This window comes from Candidatus Pantoea symbiotica (assembly GCF_056491525.1).
Genome location: NZ_JBSZHR010000002.1, coordinates 3,479,839 through 3,495,891, shown reverse-complemented (window position 1 = coordinate 3,495,891; position 16,053 = coordinate 3,479,839). Strand labels below are relative to the sequence as shown.

The 16,053-nt window shown below is 56.4% G+C and carries 19 protein-coding genes and 1 other RNA gene; 9 read left to right on the top strand and 11 right to left on the bottom strand.

The window, feature by feature from the left end; translation table 11 throughout:
• Positions 1–41 precede the first annotated feature (41 nt).
• The 4 genes from ACXIZX_RS16800 to ACXIZX_RS16785 are packed head-to-tail and all read left to right on the top strand — an operon-like array spanning position 42 to position 4,949.
• Complete coding sequence (locus ACXIZX_RS16800) at positions 42–1,175, top strand: amidohydrolase/deacetylase family metallohydrolase (RefSeq protein ID WP_479404609.1); 1,134 nt, start codon at positions 42–44, stop codon at positions 1,173–1,175.
• Positions 1,159–2,280, top strand: a complete 1,122-nt coding sequence (locus tag ACXIZX_RS16795; protein WP_479404608.1) for a DgaE family pyridoxal phosphate-dependent ammonia lyase — start codon at positions 1,159–1,161, stop codon at positions 2,278–2,280. Before ACXIZX_RS16800 ends, ACXIZX_RS16795 begins: the two co-directional genes overlap by 17 nt.
• Complete coding sequence (gene dagF, locus ACXIZX_RS16790; RefSeq protein WP_154154982.1) at positions 2,277–3,014, top strand: 2-dehydro-3-deoxy-phosphogluconate aldolase; 738 nt, start codon at positions 2,277–2,279, stop codon at positions 3,012–3,014. Before ACXIZX_RS16795 ends, dagF begins: the two co-directional genes overlap by 4 nt.
• A gap of 24 nt (positions 3,015–3,038) precedes the next feature.
• Complete coding sequence (locus ACXIZX_RS16785) at positions 3,039–4,949, top strand: BglG family transcription antiterminator (protein WP_479404607.1); 1,911 nt, start codon at positions 3,039–3,041, stop codon at positions 4,947–4,949.
• A 93-nt stretch (positions 4,950–5,042) separates the two neighbouring features.
• Here the strand turns inward: ACXIZX_RS16785 and ACXIZX_RS16780 are convergent, their stop codons facing one another.
• On the bottom strand, positions 5,043–5,942 hold the full coding sequence (locus ACXIZX_RS16780; protein WP_008103540.1) for a LysR family transcriptional regulator: 900 nt from the start codon (positions 5,940–5,942) through the stop codon (positions 5,043–5,045).
• A 129-nt stretch (positions 5,943–6,071) separates the two neighbouring features.
• Between ACXIZX_RS16780 and ACXIZX_RS16775 the strand changes: the two genes are divergently transcribed.
• Positions 6,072–6,773, top strand: coding sequence for a pirin family protein (locus ACXIZX_RS16775; RefSeq protein ID WP_479404606.1), 702 nt, complete (start codon positions 6,072–6,074; stop codon positions 6,771–6,773).
• A gap of 54 nt (positions 6,774–6,827) precedes the next feature.
• Here ACXIZX_RS16775 and dolP read toward each other — a convergent pair whose 3' ends face one another.
• The 4 genes from dolP to ACXIZX_RS16755 are packed head-to-tail and all read right to left on the bottom strand — an operon-like array spanning position 6,828 to position 10,388.
• The gene (dolP, locus tag ACXIZX_RS16770; RefSeq protein ID WP_008103536.1) at positions 6,828–7,400 is read right to left on the bottom strand and encodes a division/outer membrane stress-associated lipid-binding lipoprotein; all 573 of its coding nucleotides are present in this window, start codon (positions 7,398–7,400) and stop codon (positions 6,828–6,830) included.
• A 14-nt stretch (positions 7,401–7,414) separates the two neighbouring features.
• Positions 7,415–8,002: a DnaA initiator-associating protein DiaA gene (gene diaA, locus ACXIZX_RS16765; RefSeq protein ID WP_007890352.1), complete on the bottom strand. Its 588-nt coding sequence runs from the start codon at positions 8,000–8,002 to the stop codon at positions 7,415–7,417.
• Positions 8,003–8,016: 14 nt separating this feature from the next.
• Entirely contained in the window at positions 8,017–8,412 is a 396-nt protein-coding gene (locus tag ACXIZX_RS16760; RefSeq protein WP_008103534.1) for a YraN family protein, read from the bottom strand.
• Positions 8,370–10,388 carry a penicillin-binding protein activator gene (locus ACXIZX_RS16755; protein WP_479404605.1) on the bottom strand — a complete coding sequence of 673 codons (2,019 nt, stop codon included), beginning with the start codon at positions 10,386–10,388 and terminating at the stop codon, positions 8,370–8,372. The genes ACXIZX_RS16760 and ACXIZX_RS16755 overlap by 43 nt, the downstream gene beginning before the upstream one ends.
• Positions 10,389–10,450: 62 nt before the next feature.
• Between ACXIZX_RS16755 and rsmI the strand changes: the two genes are divergently transcribed.
• From rsmI to mdtI, 4 genes are all read left to right on the top strand, one after another.
• Positions 10,451–11,314 (top strand): 16S rRNA (cytidine(1402)-2'-O)-methyltransferase, encoded by an 864-nt coding sequence (gene rsmI, locus ACXIZX_RS16750; RefSeq protein WP_154154988.1) that lies wholly within the window; start codon positions 10,451–10,453, stop codon positions 11,312–11,314.
• A gap of 33 nt (positions 11,315–11,347) precedes the next feature.
• An RNA gene (gene rnpB, locus ACXIZX_RS16745) (RNase P RNA component class A) lies at positions 11,348–11,726 on the top strand.
• 410 nt (positions 11,727–12,136) lie between these two features.
• Positions 12,137–12,487: a multidrug/spermidine efflux SMR transporter subunit MdtJ gene (gene mdtJ / locus ACXIZX_RS16740; protein WP_061720162.1), complete on the top strand. Its 351-nt coding sequence runs from the start codon at positions 12,137–12,139 to the stop codon at positions 12,485–12,487.
• Positions 12,474–12,803, top strand: a complete 330-nt coding sequence (gene mdtI, locus ACXIZX_RS16735; RefSeq protein ID WP_479404604.1) for a multidrug/spermidine efflux SMR transporter subunit MdtI — start codon at positions 12,474–12,476, stop codon at positions 12,801–12,803. Before mdtJ ends, mdtI begins: the two co-directional genes overlap by 14 nt.
• Positions 12,804–12,837: 34 nt before the next feature.
• Here mdtI and ACXIZX_RS16730 read toward each other — a convergent pair whose 3' ends face one another.
• The 6 genes from ACXIZX_RS16730 to ACXIZX_RS16705 all read right to left on the bottom strand — a co-directional run bounded on the left by ACXIZX_RS16730 (position 12,838) and on the right by ACXIZX_RS16705 (position 15,905).
• Positions 12,838–13,812, bottom strand: a complete 975-nt coding sequence (locus ACXIZX_RS16730) for a glutathione S-transferase family protein (protein ID WP_154192767.1) — start codon at positions 13,810–13,812, stop codon at positions 12,838–12,840.
• A gap of 80 nt (positions 13,813–13,892) precedes the next feature.
• Positions 13,893–14,303, bottom strand: a complete 411-nt coding sequence (locus ACXIZX_RS16725; RefSeq protein WP_008103518.1) for a DoxX family protein — start codon at positions 14,301–14,303, stop codon at positions 13,893–13,895.
• A 207-nt stretch (positions 14,304–14,510) separates the two neighbouring features.
• On the bottom strand, positions 14,511–14,795 hold the full coding sequence (locus tag ACXIZX_RS16720) for a YqjK-like family protein (RefSeq protein ID WP_008103516.1): 285 nt from the start codon (positions 14,793–14,795) through the stop codon (positions 14,511–14,513).
• On the bottom strand, positions 14,792–15,190 hold the full coding sequence (locus ACXIZX_RS16715) for a phage holin family protein (RefSeq protein WP_175501688.1): 399 nt from the start codon (positions 15,188–15,190) through the stop codon (positions 14,792–14,794). The genes ACXIZX_RS16720 and ACXIZX_RS16715 overlap by 4 nt, the downstream gene beginning before the upstream one ends.
• Positions 15,191–15,192: 2 nt before the next feature.
• Positions 15,193–15,498 carry an ElaB/YgaM/YqjD family protein gene (locus ACXIZX_RS16710; protein ID WP_008103512.1) on the bottom strand — a complete coding sequence of 102 codons (306 nt, stop codon included), beginning with the start codon at positions 15,496–15,498 and terminating at the stop codon, positions 15,193–15,195.
• A gap of 35 nt (positions 15,499–15,533) precedes the next feature.
• Positions 15,534–15,905, bottom strand: a complete 372-nt coding sequence (locus ACXIZX_RS16705) for a DUF1090 domain-containing protein (RefSeq protein WP_139221405.1) — start codon at positions 15,903–15,905, stop codon at positions 15,534–15,536.
• Between the last annotated feature and the right edge of the window lie 148 nt (positions 15,906–16,053).

Sequence of the window (16,053 nt, the reverse complement as noted above, 5' to 3'; positions counted from 1 at the left end):
GGGTGCGCATTTATGCGCACCTTAATGAGTAAGGAGTAAGCATGTTTGATCTGATTCTGCGCCGCGCACGTCTGTGCGACGAACAGCTGGTGGATATTGCCATCCAGCACGGCAAAATTGCCGCCGTCGGCGAGGTAAGCGGCCCGGCACAGCAGGAGCGCGATCTCGCGGGACGTTACTACGTCAGCGCTGGCTGGATTGACAGCCACGTGCACTGTTATCCCAAATCCCCAATTTATCACGACGACGCCGACACCATTGGCATGGCGCAAGGCGTCACCACAGTGGTGGATGCCGGCAGCACCGGCGCTGATGACATCGACGACTTTTATCAGCTCACGCGTTCGGCTACTACTGAAGTGCGTGCGCTGATCAACATTTCGCGCACCGGCATTGTGACGCAGAACGAGCTGGCCGATATGGCGCAGATCGATGGCGATGCGGTGGTGCAGGCGGTGAAGCGCCGTCCGGACTTTATCGTCGGCCTGAAAGCGCGCATGAGCAGCAGCGTTGTGGGCGAGAACGGCATTCAGCCGCTGGTGCGCGCAAAGGCGATTCAGCAAGCGGCCGGTAATTTGCCGCTGATGGTGCACATCGGCAACAACCCGCCGGTGCTGGAAGAGATCGCCGATCTGCTGACCTCCGGCGACATCATTACGCACTGCTTTAACGGCAAGCCGAATCGTATCTTGTCGCCGCAAGGCGAGCTGAAAGCGGCGGTGAAAAATGCCATCGCGCGCGGCGTGAAGCTGGATATCGGCCACGGCGGCGCCAGCTTCAGTTTTGAGGTGGCGCGTCAGGCGATCGCGCAGGGCATTCTGCCCGACACCATCAGCTCCGACATTTACTGCCGTAACCGCATCAACGGCCCGGTACATAGCCTGGCGCACGTGATGTCGAAATTCTTCAGCATTGGTATGACGCTGCCGCAAATCATCGAGTGCGTCACCGTTAATGCCGCTGCTGGCCTGCGTCTGGCGGGCAAAGGGCGCTTAACCGCCGGTTATGACGCCGACCTGACCATTTTTACCGTCAAAGAGGAAGCCCGCCGGTTCGTCGATGCTGAAGGCGAACAGGTTTTGGGTCAGCAACACATTTTGCCGCAGGCCGTGGTTATCGCCGGTCACTGGCATCTGACTGATGAAGGGAAAGCGAATCATGTCTTCGATTTATGAAAAATATGACCTGAAGCAGGTCATCAACGCCTCGGGCCGCATGACCATTCTCGGCGTTTCCACGCCGTCTGCGGATGTGGTGGATACCGTCAAATATGGTCTGAATCACTACTTCGAGATGAAAGATCTGGTCAACAAGACCGGCGCTTACATCGCCAAACTGCTGGAGGTGGAAAGCGCGGTGGTGGTGTCGTGCGCCTCGGCGGGCATTGCGCAGAGCGTGGCGGCAGTGATTGTGAAAGATAACGACTGGCTGCTGGAGAACCTGCACGCCGCGCCGCTCAGCGTGCCGCACGATATCGTGGTGCCTAAAGGGCATAACGTGAACTTCGGCGCGCCGGTGGGCAGCATGGTGGCGCTCGGCGGCGGTCGTTTGATCGAGGCCGGTTACAGCAACGAATGTTCGCCCGAGCAGTTGGCGGCGGCGATCACGCCGACCACGGCGGCGCTGCTGTATATCAAATCGCATCACTGCGTGCAGAAAAGTCATCTCAGCGTGGAGCAGGCGGCGGTTGTGGCGCGCAAACACGGCATTCCATTGATCGTCGATGCAGCAGCAGAAGAAGATTTGCAGTGCTACTACCAAATGGGTGCGGATCTGGTGATTTACAGCGGCGCCAAGGCGATTGAAGGGCCGACCAGCGGTTTAGTGATTGGTCGTACGCAATACGTTGAGTGGGTGAAACGTCAAAGCAACGGCATTGGCCGCGCGATGAAAGTCGGCAAAGAGGGCATTCTTGGTCTGACACAAGCGATTGAAAACTATCTGGTGCAGCCAAAAACCACCGGCGCTGAGATGGTCGCCAACATGACGCCTTTCATTGACAACCTCAACACGCTGAACGGCGTCAGCGCGCGCGTGGTGTGGGATGCAGCGGGACGCGATATTGCGCGTGCCGAAATCAAGTTTGATGAAGCGATCACTGGCTGGCCGACCGGCGAACTGGTGCAGGCGCTGAAAACCGGCGACATCGCCATCTATTTCCGTGGCTACAAAGCCAACGAAGGCATTATCGAAGCCGATGTGCGCAGCGTTAGCGCCGATCAGCTGCACATCATCTTTAGCGCTATTCAGGCGTTGATCAGCGGAGGAAAACGCGCATGAGTCTGAACCCTAATTTCTATCAGGATCGCCTGTGCCTCAACGTACTGGCCGGTTCTAAGCAGAACGCCAAAGAGATCTGGCAGGCGGCAGAAGGCCATGTGCTGGTGGGCGTGTTGTCAAAAAACTACGCCAGCAATGAAGCAGCCATTGCCGATATGCGCGAGTATGCAGCGCTGATCGACAATGCGCTGTCGGTGGGTTTGGGCGCGGGCGATCCGAATCAATCGGCGATGGTGAGTGAGATCTCGGCGGTGCTGCAACCGCAGCACGTCAATCAGGTATTCACCGGCGTGGCGACCAGCCGTGCGCTGCTCGGCCAGAACCAAACCGTGGTGAATGGTTTGATTTCACCAACCGGCACGCCAGGTATGGTGAAAATCTCTACCGGCCCACGCAGCTCAAAGAACGCCGACGCGATTGTACCGATCGACAGCGCCATCGCCATGTTGCAGGACATGGGCGGCAGCTCGGTGAAATACTTCCCGATGGGCGGCCTGAAAGCGGTGAATGAGTATCGTGCGGTGGCGGAAGCCTGCGCGCGTCATGACTTTTGGCTGGAGCCAACCGGCGGCATCGATCTCAATAACTTCGAAGAAATTGTACGTATTGCGCTCGACGCAGGCGTCAGCAAAGTGATCCCGCACGTCTACAGTTCGATTATCGATAGCGCAAGCGGCGACACGCGCATTGACGATGTGCGTCAGCTTCTGGCAACGTGCAAGAAACTGCTGTAACAAATGAGTAACAGGTGAGGCTCCGTGAGATTTCCCAATCAGCGTCTGACCCAGCTTTTCGCTGCGCTGCAAAATGAAACGCTGCCGCAGGATGAGCTGGCACGCCGCTTTTCCGTTTCAACGCGCACGGTGCGCACCGATATCACCGCGCTGAACGCGCTGCTGGAACAGCACGGCGCGCAGTTTGTGCTGGCGCGCGGCGCGGGATATCAACTCAAAATTGACGATGCGGCGCGCTTTGGCCGTTTACAGCAAGAGAGCGCCACACCGCTGCGCGTGCCGCGTACCTCGCAGGAGCGCGTGCGTTATCTGCTGACGCGTTTTCTGACGGCGGCGTATTCGATCAAGCTGGAAGATCTGTCGGAAGAGTGGTTTGTTAGCCGCGCCACGCTGCAAAGTGACATGGCGGAAGTGCGCGAATGGCTAGGCCGTTATCACCTCAATATCGAAACCAAACCGCATTACGGCATGAAGCTGTTTGGCAGCGAGGCGGCGATCCGCACCTGCTTAACCGACTTGCTGTGGCAGATCGATCAGGAGACGCCGGACAGCCCGCTGCTGACGGTGGAAGCGTTGCACAGCGGCATTCTGGCGCAGCTCGAACCTTTGCTGCAACAGTGCTTTGCCCAGCACGCCATTCGCCTCAGCGATGAGGGCGATCGTTATCTGCAAATTTACTGCGCGGTGGCGGTGCGACGCATCAGCGAAGGCTTCCCGCTCAACGATCCCGGAGCCGAAGATGTCGGCGATGAAGTGCGTGAGGCGGCGCACGACCTGATTAACCTGATGCGTCCGCTGGTCGGCAAACCGATTTCTCAGGCGGAAGAGAACTGGCTGCGGGTCAACATCGCTGCGCGCCAGATTCAGGCGCTGGCACCGAGCACCATTAACGCTGACGACGCCGATGCGCTGGTCGATTACCTGCTGAATTACATCAACACCCATTACAACTATCGGCTGCAGCATGATGAGCAGCTGCGCGCCGATCTGCTCACCCATATCAAAACCATGATCACGCGGGTGCGCTACCAAATCCATATCCCTAATCCGCTGCTGAGCAACATCAAACAGCACTATCCAATGGCCTACGATGTGACGCTGGCGGCGGTGACTAACTGGGGTAAATACACGCCTTACACTATCAGTGAGAACGAGATCGGTTTCCTGGTGCTGCACATTGGTGTTGGGCTGGAGAGGCATTACGACGTCGGCTATCAGCGCCATCCACAGGTGCTGCTGGTGTGCGACAGCGGCAACTCCACGCTGCGCATGATTGAGGCGCTGCTGCTGCGCAAATACCCGCAATTGGTGGTGACGGCGCGGCTGTCGCAGCGCGACTATGAACTGCGCGACCATATCGATGAAGACTTCGTGATTTCCACCGCGCGACTCAGCGAGAAGAACAAGCCGATTGCGGTGATGTCGCCATTCCCAACCGAGTTCCAGCTGGAGCAGCTCGGCAAGCTGGTGCTGGTGGATCGCACGCGCCCGTACATGCTGGAGAAGTACTTCGACGCGCAGCACTTTATGGTGCTGGATAAGCCGATGGCGCAGTCAGAGCTGTTCCGCCTGCTGTGCGATCAGTTGGAGAGCGAAGGTTTTGTCGATGCGGATTTTTATCCGTCGGTGGAAGAGCGCGAAGCGATTGTCAGCACCATGCTTGGCGAAGGCATCGCGCTGCCGCATTCACTCGGCTTGCTGGCGCAGAAAACCGTGGTCTACACGGTGCTGGCACCGCATGGCGTTAGTTGGGGCGAGGAAACCGCGTCGGTGATTTTCCTGCTGGCGATCAGCAAGAGCGAATACGAAGAGGCGATGGCGATTTACGATCTGTTCGTCACCTTCCTGCGCGAAAGAGCGATGACGCGGCTGCGCGATTGCGCGGATTTTGTCAGTTTTAAAGCGGTAGCGATCGATTGTTTGAGCCGGTTGTGATCGGTGCGGTTTGCAACGAGGTCACCATAAATGGCGACCCTACAAAACGCGCAATCCGTAGGGTCGCCATTCATGGCGACCTGCTCAATCAGATTACCCGCGCTTCGCCAGCAATCTCGGAATCTCACGCAAACACCAGGCTTTGGCTTCGCCCATACTGTCGCGGCGCCACGCCATAATAATATCCACTTCTCGCGTATACTCGGCGCTCACCACGCGTAAACGACCTTCAGCGATATCCTGCTCCACCATCGGATAGGGCATGGTCGCCACACCCAAACCGGCCAGCAGCGCGCGGCGTTTATCATCCATGCTGCTTACCGTCAGGCGCTGCTGCTTATCCAGCAACTGCACCGTCAGCACCGGACGCTCGCGCGCGGTATCCGCCACCGCGATGCCGCGATACTTCACGCGTGTCACTTCTGACAGCGGCTCAGCTTCCTGATGAATTGGGTGATCCGGGCTGGCGACATACACGCTCATAATGCTGTAGAGCTTGCGGGTGTTGATCTCTGTGGAAGCGCGAAAGTGCATATCGGGCGCAATCACGATATCGGCACGACCCTGCTCCAGCCGCTCCCATGCACCGGCCAACACTTCCGTAATCAGCGAAATCTGCGTATTGGCTTTTTCTGACAGCTTTTCAACCAGCGGGAACAAACGCTCGGTAGGAACCAGCGCCTCGGCAACAATAGTGAGATGTGTTTCCCAACCGCGCGCCAGCGCTTCGGCATCGGTGGTGAGTTTATCGGCGGCTTCCAGCAGCACGCGGCCACGTTCGAGCAGCATGCGACCCACGTTGGTGAACTTGGTGCGGTGGCCGGAGCGGTCAAACAGCACCACATCCAACTCCTCTTCCAGCTTCTGCATGGTGTAACTCAGCGCCGAAGGGACGCGACCCAGTTCATCGGCCGCAGCGGCAAAGCTGCCACGACGGTCAATAGCATCCATCACACGTAAAGCTTCAAGGGTTAACGCGCGGTCTTTTGCCATGCCGATTCTCTGTCAGTAAATTTGAACATGCCAGGCAGATTAACTGGCTTACAATCCGGCGTCCAGACTTTTACCATGATCCTATCAAGCCTGCGGTCGAATCTCACCGCAGCGCGTCGGAGGATTATCATGATGACAACCCGCTGCGCGTCCGCATGTGGCCAGGCCGATTTCGGTTGGTTGCAGGCGCGCTACAGCTTCTCATTTGGCCACTATTTCGATCCAAAATTAATGGGCTACGCGTCGCTGCGCGTGCTCAACCAGGAAATTCTGGCACCGGGCGCCGCCTTCCAGCCGCGCAGCTATCCGCAGGTCGATGTGCTGAATCTGGTGTTGCAAGGTGAAGCCGAGTATCGCGATAGCGAAGGCAATCATCTGGTGGCGCGTGAAGGCGAGGCGATGCTGCTCTCTGCGCGTCAGGGCGTGAATTATAGCGAAATCAACATCAGCAAAGATCGCCCGTTAACCCGCATGCAGCTGTGGCTTGCAGCCTGCCCTGAACGCGAAAACCCGCTGTTGCAGAAGCGCGATTTGCCGCAGCAAACCAGCGTACTGATTGCCTCGCCCGATGGCGCGCAGGGCAGCTTGCAGCTGCGCCAGCAGGTTTGGGTGCATCAGGTGACGTTAGCGCCGGGCGAGCAGTACACGGTGAAATTGCACGGGCCGCGCGCTTATCTGCAATCGATCCATGGTTCTTTGGATGTGCAGGCCAGCAGCGCCAATCAGCAACCGCTGAGCTGCGGCGACGGCGCGTTCCTCAGCGATGAGAACCAGATTAGCCTGCAGGCCAGAACGGCGCTGCGCGCGCTGGTGATTGACCTTCCCGCCTAACCCTCACGCACAAAAAAGGGCGACCGAAGTCGCCCTGATACTTTGCGTTAACGCTTACTTGAGAATGGTGAAGGCCGTTGTCACGTGCTTCACGCCGCTCACACGGCTGGCAACATCGGCCGCCGCCTTCGCTTCTTCTGCTGTGACCAGGCCCAGCAAGAACACTTCACCGTTTTCGGTGGTCACTTTCACGTTGGAAGATTTCACCTGATCGCTGCCCAGCAGCTGCGAGCGGATTTTGGTGGTGATCCAGGTATCGGATGACGAAGTGCCGAGGCTGACTTTCTGTCCGCTGCGGATTTCGTTATACACCTCGGTGGCACCGTCAACGCCCATGGCGATCTGTTTGGCACGGCTCGCCAGATCTGGGGTTGGCGACTGGCCGGTCAGCAGCACTTTGCCCTGATAGGCGGTGACCACTACGCGCGCCTGGTTTTTGATTTGTTCATCTTTTGCCAGTGCGTTTGAAACGCGCAGCTCCAGCGTACCGTCATCGACCTGCGTGCCCACGGTGCGCGGGTCAGTGGCGGTTTTGGTGGCGACGGCAGCGCCGCCGGCAACCACGGCAACACAGCCTTGCAGCAGCATGGCGGTTAAGAGAATGGCGACAGCGTTCAATGCTTTCATTTGAGCTCCTTCAGTCATTCCTGGTGTGGGAATAAAGTATTATCAATCAAATCGCACAGGCAGTTCAGCGTCAGCATATGCATTTCCTGAATGCGTGCACTGCGATGTGATGGAATGCGAATTTCCACATCATGCGGACCCAGCAGGCCCGCCAGCTCACCGCCGTCGTGGCCGGTTAACGCAACGATGGTCATATCGCGGGTAACCGCAGCTTCAACCGCTTTGACGATATCGCGGGTGTTGCCACGGGTGGAAATGGCCAGCAGCACATCACCAGCCTGACCAAGCGCTCGAACCTGCTTGGCGTAAATTTCATCGTGCAGACGATCGTTACCAATCGCCGTCAGCATCACATTATCAGCGCTCAGTGCCAGCGCAGGCAGGCTAGGGCGCTCCGTCTCGAAACGGTTAATCATGCTGGCGGCAAAATGCTGGGCATTCGCCGACGACGCACCGTTACCGCAGCTAAGGATTTTGTTACCGTTCAGCAGCGACTGCACCAGCGTCATCGCGGCGCGGGAAATCGCATCGGGCAGCGCTTCGGCTGCGGCGATTTGGGTCTGAATACTCTCGGTAAAACACGCTTTAATTCTGTCCTGCACAAGACCACCTGGTTCTATCCATCGGCATTAAAGGCATCGGGCAGCCACTCCAGCTCACGCCCGGTAATGGCAATGATGTCAAAACGGCAATTCACCGTATCAAAACTGCCGCCACGCGCCAGCAACCAGAGTGCGGCGGCACGCAGCAGCTTTTGTTGTTTCTGGCGCGTTACGCTGGCGGCGGCACCGCCGTAGCGCGCATCGCGTCGATAGCGCACTTCAACAAATACCCAGCAATCGGCGTCGCGCATAATCAGGTCAATTTCCCCGCTGCGACAGCGTACATTGCTGGCGAACCATTGCAGCCCGGCGCGCTCCAGATAGCGACGCGCCAGTTGTTCCTGCTCAGCGCCAATGCGCTGACGGTTTACTGCACCGGAACGATCTGTCCCTGACGATACTGGTTCCATGCCAACTTCCTGTTGATCACGCAATCCGTGTCGGCGTTCAGCTTGCCGGTGTTGCCATCAATGGCAAAGCCAGGCACCTGACGCATCTGGTTAAAGTGATTCGCCAGCGTCCAGGCATCAATGCCCATCGCGTAGAGGCGAACCAGCGAATAATCGTTGTTAAACGACTTCGCCGCCTGCTGCATCAGGCCCGGATTGCTGCCGGACAACAGCGGGATATCACTGAACTGCAAGCCATCCATCTCCAGACGGAAGTCCGGGCCTGCGCCCGCCTGCGCACTGCGCGAACTGGCGTACAGCGCGGTGTTGTTGCGGCTGCTGGTACGCATCGCAATCATCGGCTTGATCAGCTGCAGCTCACCCTGGCTGGCGACAATGTACACCGCATCCACGCTACCGCTGCTGGCATCGGCCGCTGGTGCAGGTGCGCTGGTTTGCGGCGCAGGAATCGTTAGGCCAGCAATCGCCACGCCCTGCGATTGTGCAGGCTCAACGTTCAGCGGCGTGCCGCTTAGCGCGATACCCGCACCGCTGTTGATGCCTTGCTTCAGTTCGCCAACACCGCCAAAACGCTGCTGCAGTACGGTTGAGCCACCCAGCGTTTGCCACTCTTGCGCGAACGCTTTGCTAATACGGTCGCCATAACTGCTGCGCGGCACCAACAACAACGGCTGGCGTTTACCTTGCTCGTAGATATGGTGCGCGGCATCGCGTGCTTCGTCTTCAGGAGAAAGCGCAAAGTAACAAATATTCGGATGGTTCTGGATCTGTTCGGGTTCGTTCAGCGCCAACACGTTTAGTGGAGTGTTGCTATTGGCAACGGTTTCAACGTCATTTTTTAGGAGCGGGCCGACCACCAGCGTGGCGCCATCTTGCTGAGCCTGCTGCATCACCTGCGCAATCGGCTGGCTGCTGGTGTCATACACTTTCACCTGCGCATTGCTGTTGCCCTGTGCCGCAGCTGGTTGTGCGGCTGGCTGTGGCTGCTCGGTTTGCGGTGGTGTGTTGCCGGCAACGGCGGGGCTGACAACGCTATTAGCGTCGGCTGGCGGCTGTGCGCTGGCATCGGTTGCAGCAGGTGCTGGCGCGGTTTGCGGCGTGGGCGCGTTGAGCACGCCATTGCGCGCATCGTTGAAGCCTTTCTGAATCGCGTTAGCAAATACCTGCGCCTGGCCGTTGAGCGGCAGCAGCAGCGCGATGGTGCTGGTCGACGCTTTGGTGAAGTTCTGCACCTGGCTGAGCTGGGTTGGCAGCGTCTTCGCGCCTGGGTTCTGCGGATAACGCGTCTGCCAGTCCTGAATTGCCGCTTTCAACATTTGTGGATCCTGGCTGTTTGCGCGCCAGGTATTGAGCAGATCGAGCCAACCTTGCAGCGTATTTTCGTCAGCATTGATCACCAGACTGTTGACTTGATCCTTGGTCATCTGCGTTAACGCTTGCCAGGTTGCATCGATATTGCTCTGATGATCGGCGCCTTTCAGCAGCGGCTCCTGCGCAATATAGGCACGCAGCAGCGGGAGTGAAGGACGATTCTGTGCCGCTGCGATTTGCAGCGCGTAGTAGCGCACCTGCTGATCCTGCGACAGATCGGCAGTTTTGACCTGAGCAAGCTGTTGTTGCGCACCGCTGTAATTCTGCTGACCAACCTGCATCTGCGCGCGCAGCAGCAGCAGTTCTTGCTGTTGCACATCGCTTAACTGCTGCGGCAGCTGATTGAGCTGATTCGCCGCCTGCGGATACTTTCCTTCCTTCAACAGGGCACGGATGGCAAGTAATTGCCAGTCGGTCTTGCTATCATCGCTGCTTTGCTGCACCTGTTGCAGATAATAGTCAGACCGGCCAGTCGCAGGACCCTGAATATTGACGTTAGAGGTTTGTTGCGGTCCCTGACCACTACAGGCGGCTAAAATCAGCCCAGCGAGAAGAACAGGTACTAAGCGTCCTGCTTTATGACGTACGACTTTTGAAGGAAGCATACTGTATCCAGTGATGTTTTTTTCAAGATGCTCAATATTAAATCGGCAATTCGGATGAAACAATGAAACAACTCGATCGGGCAGAGATTTCTGCCAGCACGCTCTATATCGTTCCTACCCCGATCGGTAACCTGGGTGATATCACTCAACGAGCGTTGACGGTGCTCTCAAGCGTCGATCTAGTCGCAGCGGAAGATACACGTCATACCGGGCTGTTGCTACAACATTTCGCCATCAATGCGCGACTCTTCGCACTTCACGACCACAACGAACAGCAGAAAGCTGAGGTGCTGTTAGCCAAGCTGCAAGAGGGCCAGAGCATCGCGCTGGTCTCCGATGCCGGCACGCCGTTAATCAACGATCCGGGCTACCATTTGGTGCGTCGCTGCCGGGAAGCTGGCGTGCGCGTGGTGCCGTTGCCAGGCGCCTGCGCGGCGATTACAGCATTAAGCGCGGCGGGGTTACCGTCCGATCGTTTCTGTTACGAAGGGTTTCTACCGGCCAAAAGCAAAGGACGTTGCGATGTGCTGCGCGCGTTGGGTGAAGAGCCGCGAACGCTGATTTTCTATGAATCGACCCATCGCCTGATCGATAGCCTGCAAGATATGGTCAGCGTGTGGGGCGGCGAGCGCTATGTGGTGCTGGCGCGTGAGATCACCAAAACGTGGGAATCTATTCAAGGCGCACCGGTGGGAGAGTTGCTGGCGTGGGTGCTGGAAGATGAAAACCGTCGTAAAGGTGAGATGGTGCTGATTGTAGAAGGCCATAAAGCTGATGAAGAAGCGCTGCCAGCGGAGGCGCTGCGTACTTTAGCATTGCTGCAAAAAGAGCTGCCATTGAAGAAAGCGGCCGCGCTGACGGCGGAAATTCATGGCGTGAAGAAGAACGCGCTTTATAAGTACGCGCTGGAGCAGCAAGAGGCGTGACAAACGCTGGCAGATCGCCTATTATCCCGCGCCGAAGCTGACTAGACAGTCGCCGCTTTGTCGTCGTCCTCTTTCGGGGGGAGACGGGCAAAGGGGAGGAAAGTCCGGGCTCCATAGGGCAGGGTGCCAGGTAACGCCTGGGGGGCGCAAGCCTACGACCAGTGCAACAGAGAGCAAACCGCCGATGGCCCAGTAATGGGATCAGGTAAGGGTGAAAGGGTGCGGTAAGAGCGCACCGCGCGGCTGGCAACAGTTCGTGGCACGGTAAACTCCACCCGGAGCAAGGCCAAATAGGGGTTCACAAGGTACGGCCCGTACTGAACCCGGGTAGGCTGCTTGAGCCAGTGAGCGATTGCTGGCCTAGATGAATGACTGTCCACGACAGAACCCGGCTTATCGGTCAGTTTCGACTTTTTTAAACACAAAACCCGCTTCGGCGGGTTTTGTGTTTTCTGGGGCTAGGATGAGGGTATCAACCCGCACATAATTAATTAAACTCTCCCACGTAAAGAAATGAAAATCCCTGAAAACATTATTGCCGCTATGCCAGAATAAGCGCGTGTTTAACTACTGAGGACAAATTTAATCCACACTGACGAGAAGCAACAACGTGGATAAGTTGTAATTTTATGGACAAAATGTTTGCGCCAAATAAGGCTTCACTCTCTTCCTTCCTTTCTGTATCAAACTGCTCAATCTGCGATCAGCACTGGCGCTTCGCGCTTTAGTTCCGTTCTCTCCTATTCTGACTTTTTAATTTAACTTTGCTAACACGCTTATTTTCGCGTGGGTGGCGTTTATTTCTCGTTCAGGAGAGAAATCATGCTGTATTGGATTTTATTGGCGCTGGCGATCGCTGCGGAAATTATTGGTACCGTCTCAATGAAATGGGCCAGCGTAAACGGTGGCAACGCCGGCTATATTTTTATGCTGGTGATGATCGCGCTGTCTTATATTTGTTTATCCTTCGCCATCAAGCGGATTGCCCTTGGCGTGGCGTATGCCATGTGGGAAGGCATTGGCATTCTGTTTATTACGCTGTTTAGCGTGCTGCTGTTCGATGAAGCCTTATCCGCTGTCAAAGTCGCCGGCCTGCTGACGCTGATCCTCGGTATTGTGCTGATCAAATCAGGCACGCTGAGCCGCAAGGAGCTGCGCCATGGCAACGTTTAACTGGATACATATCGCGTGGCTGGCGCTGGCCATTGGCCTGGAGATTGTCGCCAATATCTTCCTGAAATATTCCAACGGTTTCCGCCGTCCGCTGTTTGGTGTGTTATCGCTGGTGGCGGTGCTGGCAGCGTTCAGCGCGCTGGCGCAGGCGGTGAAAGGCATTGATTTGACGGTAGCCTACGCATTGTGGGGCGGGCTGGGATTGGTCGCCACCGTCGCAGCAGGCTGGATTTTGTTTGGTCAGCGTCTTAGTCGGGTTGGCTGGCTGGGCGTGGGATTGTTGTTGCTCGGTATGGTGCTGATTAAGTTCGCGTAAGGTTCCCTCTCCACGATGGGAGAGGGTAAGAGCATCAACCCCGGCCGTGCGGTTCATCCCAGTCAAAGGCTGGGCCCAGCGAAATCACGCCGCTTGGGTTGATGGTTTTGTGGCTGCAATAGTAGTGATGGCGGATATGCGGCAAATTGACTGTGTCGGCGATGCCCGGCATTTGATAGATGTCGCGCAGGAAGCCGCTCAGATTACGGTAATCACTGATGCGGTGGCGATCGCACTTAAAGTGGGTGACGTAGACCGGATCGAAGCGCACCAGCGTGGTCCACAAGCGTAAATCCGCTTCGGTCAGTTGGTCGCCTGTGAGATAACGGTGTTGGCCGAGAATCTGTTCGAGACGCGCTAACGAATGGAACAGCGCCGTTACCGATTCATCGTAAGCCGCTTGCGAAGTGGCAAAACCACTTTTATACACACCATTGTTAACCGTGTCGTAAACCCAGCTGTTCACATCATCAATCTTGTCGCGCAGCGCCGCCGGATAATAGTCACCCGCACGGGCACCTTGCGCATCGAACGCGCTGTTGAGCATGCGCATGATGTCGGCGGATTCATTGCTAACGATGGTTTGCTGGGTTTTATCCCACAGCACCGGCACGGTCACGCGGCCGGAATAGTGCGCATCGGCGTGCAGATAGATTTGATAGAGAAACTCTTTTTGATACAGCGCGTCGCCGGTGGCGTCTGGGAAGCTGGCGTCAAAGGTCCAGCCGTTCTCCAGCATCAGCGGATGCACCACCGAAACCGAAATCATCTCTTCTAATCCCTTGAGCTTAAGCATCAACAGCGTGCGATGCGCCCACGGGCAGGCAAGCGAGACGTAAAGATGATAGCGACCACGCTCAGCGGCGAAGCCCGCTTTGCCGGTTGGACCGGCGCTGCCATCGGCGGTAACCCAGTTACGCCAGACGGCTTCTGTGCGTTTGAAGCGGCCACCGGTTGACTTCGTATCGTACCAGGTATCGTGCCAGACACCGTCAATCAGCTGTCCCATAAGCCCTCCATAATAAAAAAGGGCGAGGAAAATCCCCGCCCCTGTGATTCAGTATATGTGTTCTCTAACGCTTATGCTGCTTAGCGTGCGGTCGCTGGCTGAACGCGCTGACGAATCAGACGGTCAATGCTGTAAGCGCCAGGACCAACCAGACCCAATACCAGGAAACCACCGGCGATGGAGAGGTTTTTCATGAACATCAGCTGGTTAACACCTTCCGCGAAGTTGCTGTGGAACAGGAATGCGGTCAGCAGGGTAAAGCCAGCGGTGAACAGGGCGGTAAAGCGCGTCAGGAAACCGAACAGAATCGCCAGACCGCCGCCGAACTCCAGCAGAATAACCAGCGGCAGCAGAAAGCCTGGGACGCCCATCGCCTGCATGTATTGTGCGGTACCGGCGTAGCCAGTGATTTTGCCCCAGCCTGCGGTGATAAACAGAATGGTCATTAATACGCGTGCTACCAGCAGGCCTGAGTCTTCGAATTTTTTCATCATCTACTCCAACAAGGTTTTTGTTGCAGGTTGTTGGCCTGCGGGTTTTGAATCCCCTTGAACCGGTTGTTTCAGTTCAGTGGGCTGATGGAGGGAGATGATAATCGCAGGTTGAAAGAGTTGTAAGCGAGATAAACTGTCAATGTTATTCAGTAAATTTGAGGAGGGCGAAACCGAATCGACTAGATCCGGTTTTAGAGAGAGGAATTAGCGAGTATTCAAGGTTGATTTGATCATGCGCCAGGTGCTCCAGACGCCGAAACCACGTTTGGCCCAGCGCAGCAGGCGATTGGGGCTGCGAATCGACCAGATGGCCAATGCGCTGCTGCCAATCGCCAGATAACGACGCATGCCGATAATGGTTAACCATCCGCGATCGTATTGCGCGGTGCTGGTCAGCCAGTCGCGGCTGTCGGCGCTGAGATCAAGCCGCTGCTGCTGCACCTGATTGAGCAGTTCGTGAATGCGTGCTTCACGTTCGCGGCGGCTCATGAGCGATGCTCCTCCAGCAATTTGCGATCGGTATCCAGCTCTTTACGCGTATGGCGCAGTAACGTTGACTGACGCGATTTGTATAACGTCCACAAACCGAAGATCAGCGCCAGCGCAAACAGTACCGCAGTGGTAATCGCAATCGCCATCAAACGATATTGTGCATCCACTGCCCAGATGATCAGCACCATCAGGCTCATAAGACCGAAAGCGGTAAACAGCATGGTAAGGCCAACCATCATCAGCATCTGAATCAGGTTTGCCTTTTCCTCTTCCAGTTCCACAATCGCCAGTCGGACACGCGTCTCGACCATGCTGACCAGCGTGGTAACTATCCGTTGACCGATGTTAAAGACCCCTTTGCCGGGGCCGTGGCTTTGCTGACTATCACTCATCATTAACGCCGTGAGATTAAAATGCCGATGAGAATACCTACCGCTGCACCAATACCCACGCCGTGCCACGGATTATCACGCACGTATTCGTCCGCTTTCTCCGCCGCTTCACGCGTGGTTTGTGCAATACGTTCGCCGGAATCGCCTAGACGTTCACGGGAGCTTTCAATAGCGCCGCGCGCTTTATGACGCAGCTTATCCAGCTCACCTTTGGATTTATCTGCTGAGCTGCTCAGCACTTCTTCCAGGGTATCAGCCAGATTTTTCAATTCAGCGCGCAGATGTTCAGATGTTGATTCTTTAGCCATGGAAATCTCCTTTTACAGCATTTAGTTAAGTCCGATTAATAAGGTTCAGCTTCAAGCTTTTTCAGTTCGTGCTGCGCCTCTTCCAGCTTACGTTCGCGCTTCTCAATTTTGTCCTTGTCGCCATCCTGACGCTCTTCTTTCAGCTCACGCTCGCGTTCGGCGATTTTGTGCTTCTGATCGGCGATACGTTCACTGTGTGCGGATTTCAGCTTCTCATCGGTGCAGCCTGCGCGGACTTCGGTCAACGCGCGCTCCAGCCCGGTGACGCGGCGCTGGTTGTCGTGCTGTTTCGCCATATCGATCTCGCGCTGAATATCCTGCTCTTTTTGTTGGCAGAGCGATTCAGCCGCCAGCAGCGAACCCGAGAGTGAAAAAAGAATAGCACCTAGCAGTAATTGATGTTTCATCAGGTTGTGACCTTCCATTGTTGATGACCTGCCTGAGAGCAGACAGGAGAGGCTTCCCAGCATGTCTTAGGCTTACGCTACCTCTAAGGATAGACAGCAGACGAAAAAATTCAAAGAAGACGCGGGGATAGCGAGGATTAGCTCACCG

Excerpts from the sequence above, each read along its gene's own strand:
- ACXIZX_RS16800 (WP_479404609.1), top strand. The coding sequence starts at position 42 with ATGTTTGATCTGATTCTGCGCCGCGCACGTCTGTGCGACGAACAGCTG.
- ACXIZX_RS16795 (WP_479404608.1), top strand. The coding sequence starts at position 1,159 with ATGTCTTCGATTTATGAAAAATATGACCTGAAGCAGGTCATCAACGCC.
- dagF (WP_154154982.1), top strand. The coding sequence starts at position 2,277 with ATGAGTCTGAACCCTAATTTCTATCAGGATCGCCTGTGCCTCAACGTA.
- ACXIZX_RS16780 (WP_008103540.1), bottom strand. The coding sequence starts at position 5,942 with ATGGCAAAAGACCGCGCGTTAACCCTTGAAGCTTTACGTGTGATGGAT.
- ACXIZX_RS16775 (WP_479404606.1), top strand. The coding sequence starts at position 6,072 with ATGATGACAACCCGCTGCGCGTCCGCATGTGGCCAGGCCGATTTCGGT.
- dolP (WP_008103536.1), bottom strand. The coding sequence starts at position 7,400 with ATGAAAGCATTGAACGCTGTCGCCATTCTCTTAACCGCCATGCTGCTG.
- ACXIZX_RS16760 (WP_008103534.1), bottom strand. The coding sequence starts at position 8,412 with ATGGAACCAGTATCGTCAGGGACAGATCGTTCCGGTGCAGTAAACCGT.
- ACXIZX_RS16755 (WP_479404605.1), bottom strand. The coding sequence starts at position 10,388 with ATGCTTCCTTCAAAAGTCGTACGTCATAAAGCAGGACGCTTAGTACCT.
- rsmI (WP_154154988.1), top strand. The coding sequence starts at position 10,451 with ATGAAACAACTCGATCGGGCAGAGATTTCTGCCAGCACGCTCTATATC.
- mdtJ (WP_061720162.1), top strand. The coding sequence starts at position 12,137 with ATGCTGTATTGGATTTTATTGGCGCTGGCGATCGCTGCGGAAATTATT.
- mdtI (WP_479404604.1), top strand. The coding sequence starts at position 12,474 with ATGGCAACGTTTAACTGGATACATATCGCGTGGCTGGCGCTGGCCATT.
- ACXIZX_RS16730 (WP_154192767.1), bottom strand. The coding sequence starts at position 13,812 with ATGGGACAGCTGATTGACGGTGTCTGGCACGATACCTGGTACGATACG.
- ACXIZX_RS16725 (WP_008103518.1), bottom strand. The coding sequence starts at position 14,303 with ATGAAAAAATTCGAAGACTCAGGCCTGCTGGTAGCACGCGTATTAATG.
- ACXIZX_RS16720 (WP_008103516.1), bottom strand. The coding sequence starts at position 14,795 with ATGAGCCGCCGCGAACGTGAAGCACGCATTCACGAACTGCTCAATCAG.
- ACXIZX_RS16715 (WP_175501688.1), bottom strand. The coding sequence starts at position 15,190 with ATGAGTGATAGTCAGCAAAGCCACGGCCCCGGCAAAGGGGTCTTTAAC.
- ACXIZX_RS16710 (WP_008103512.1), bottom strand. The coding sequence starts at position 15,498 with ATGGCTAAAGAATCAACATCTGAACATCTGCGCGCTGAATTGAAAAAT.
- ACXIZX_RS16705 (WP_139221405.1), bottom strand. The coding sequence starts at position 15,905 with ATGAAACATCAATTACTGCTAGGTGCTATTCTTTTTTCACTCTCGGGT.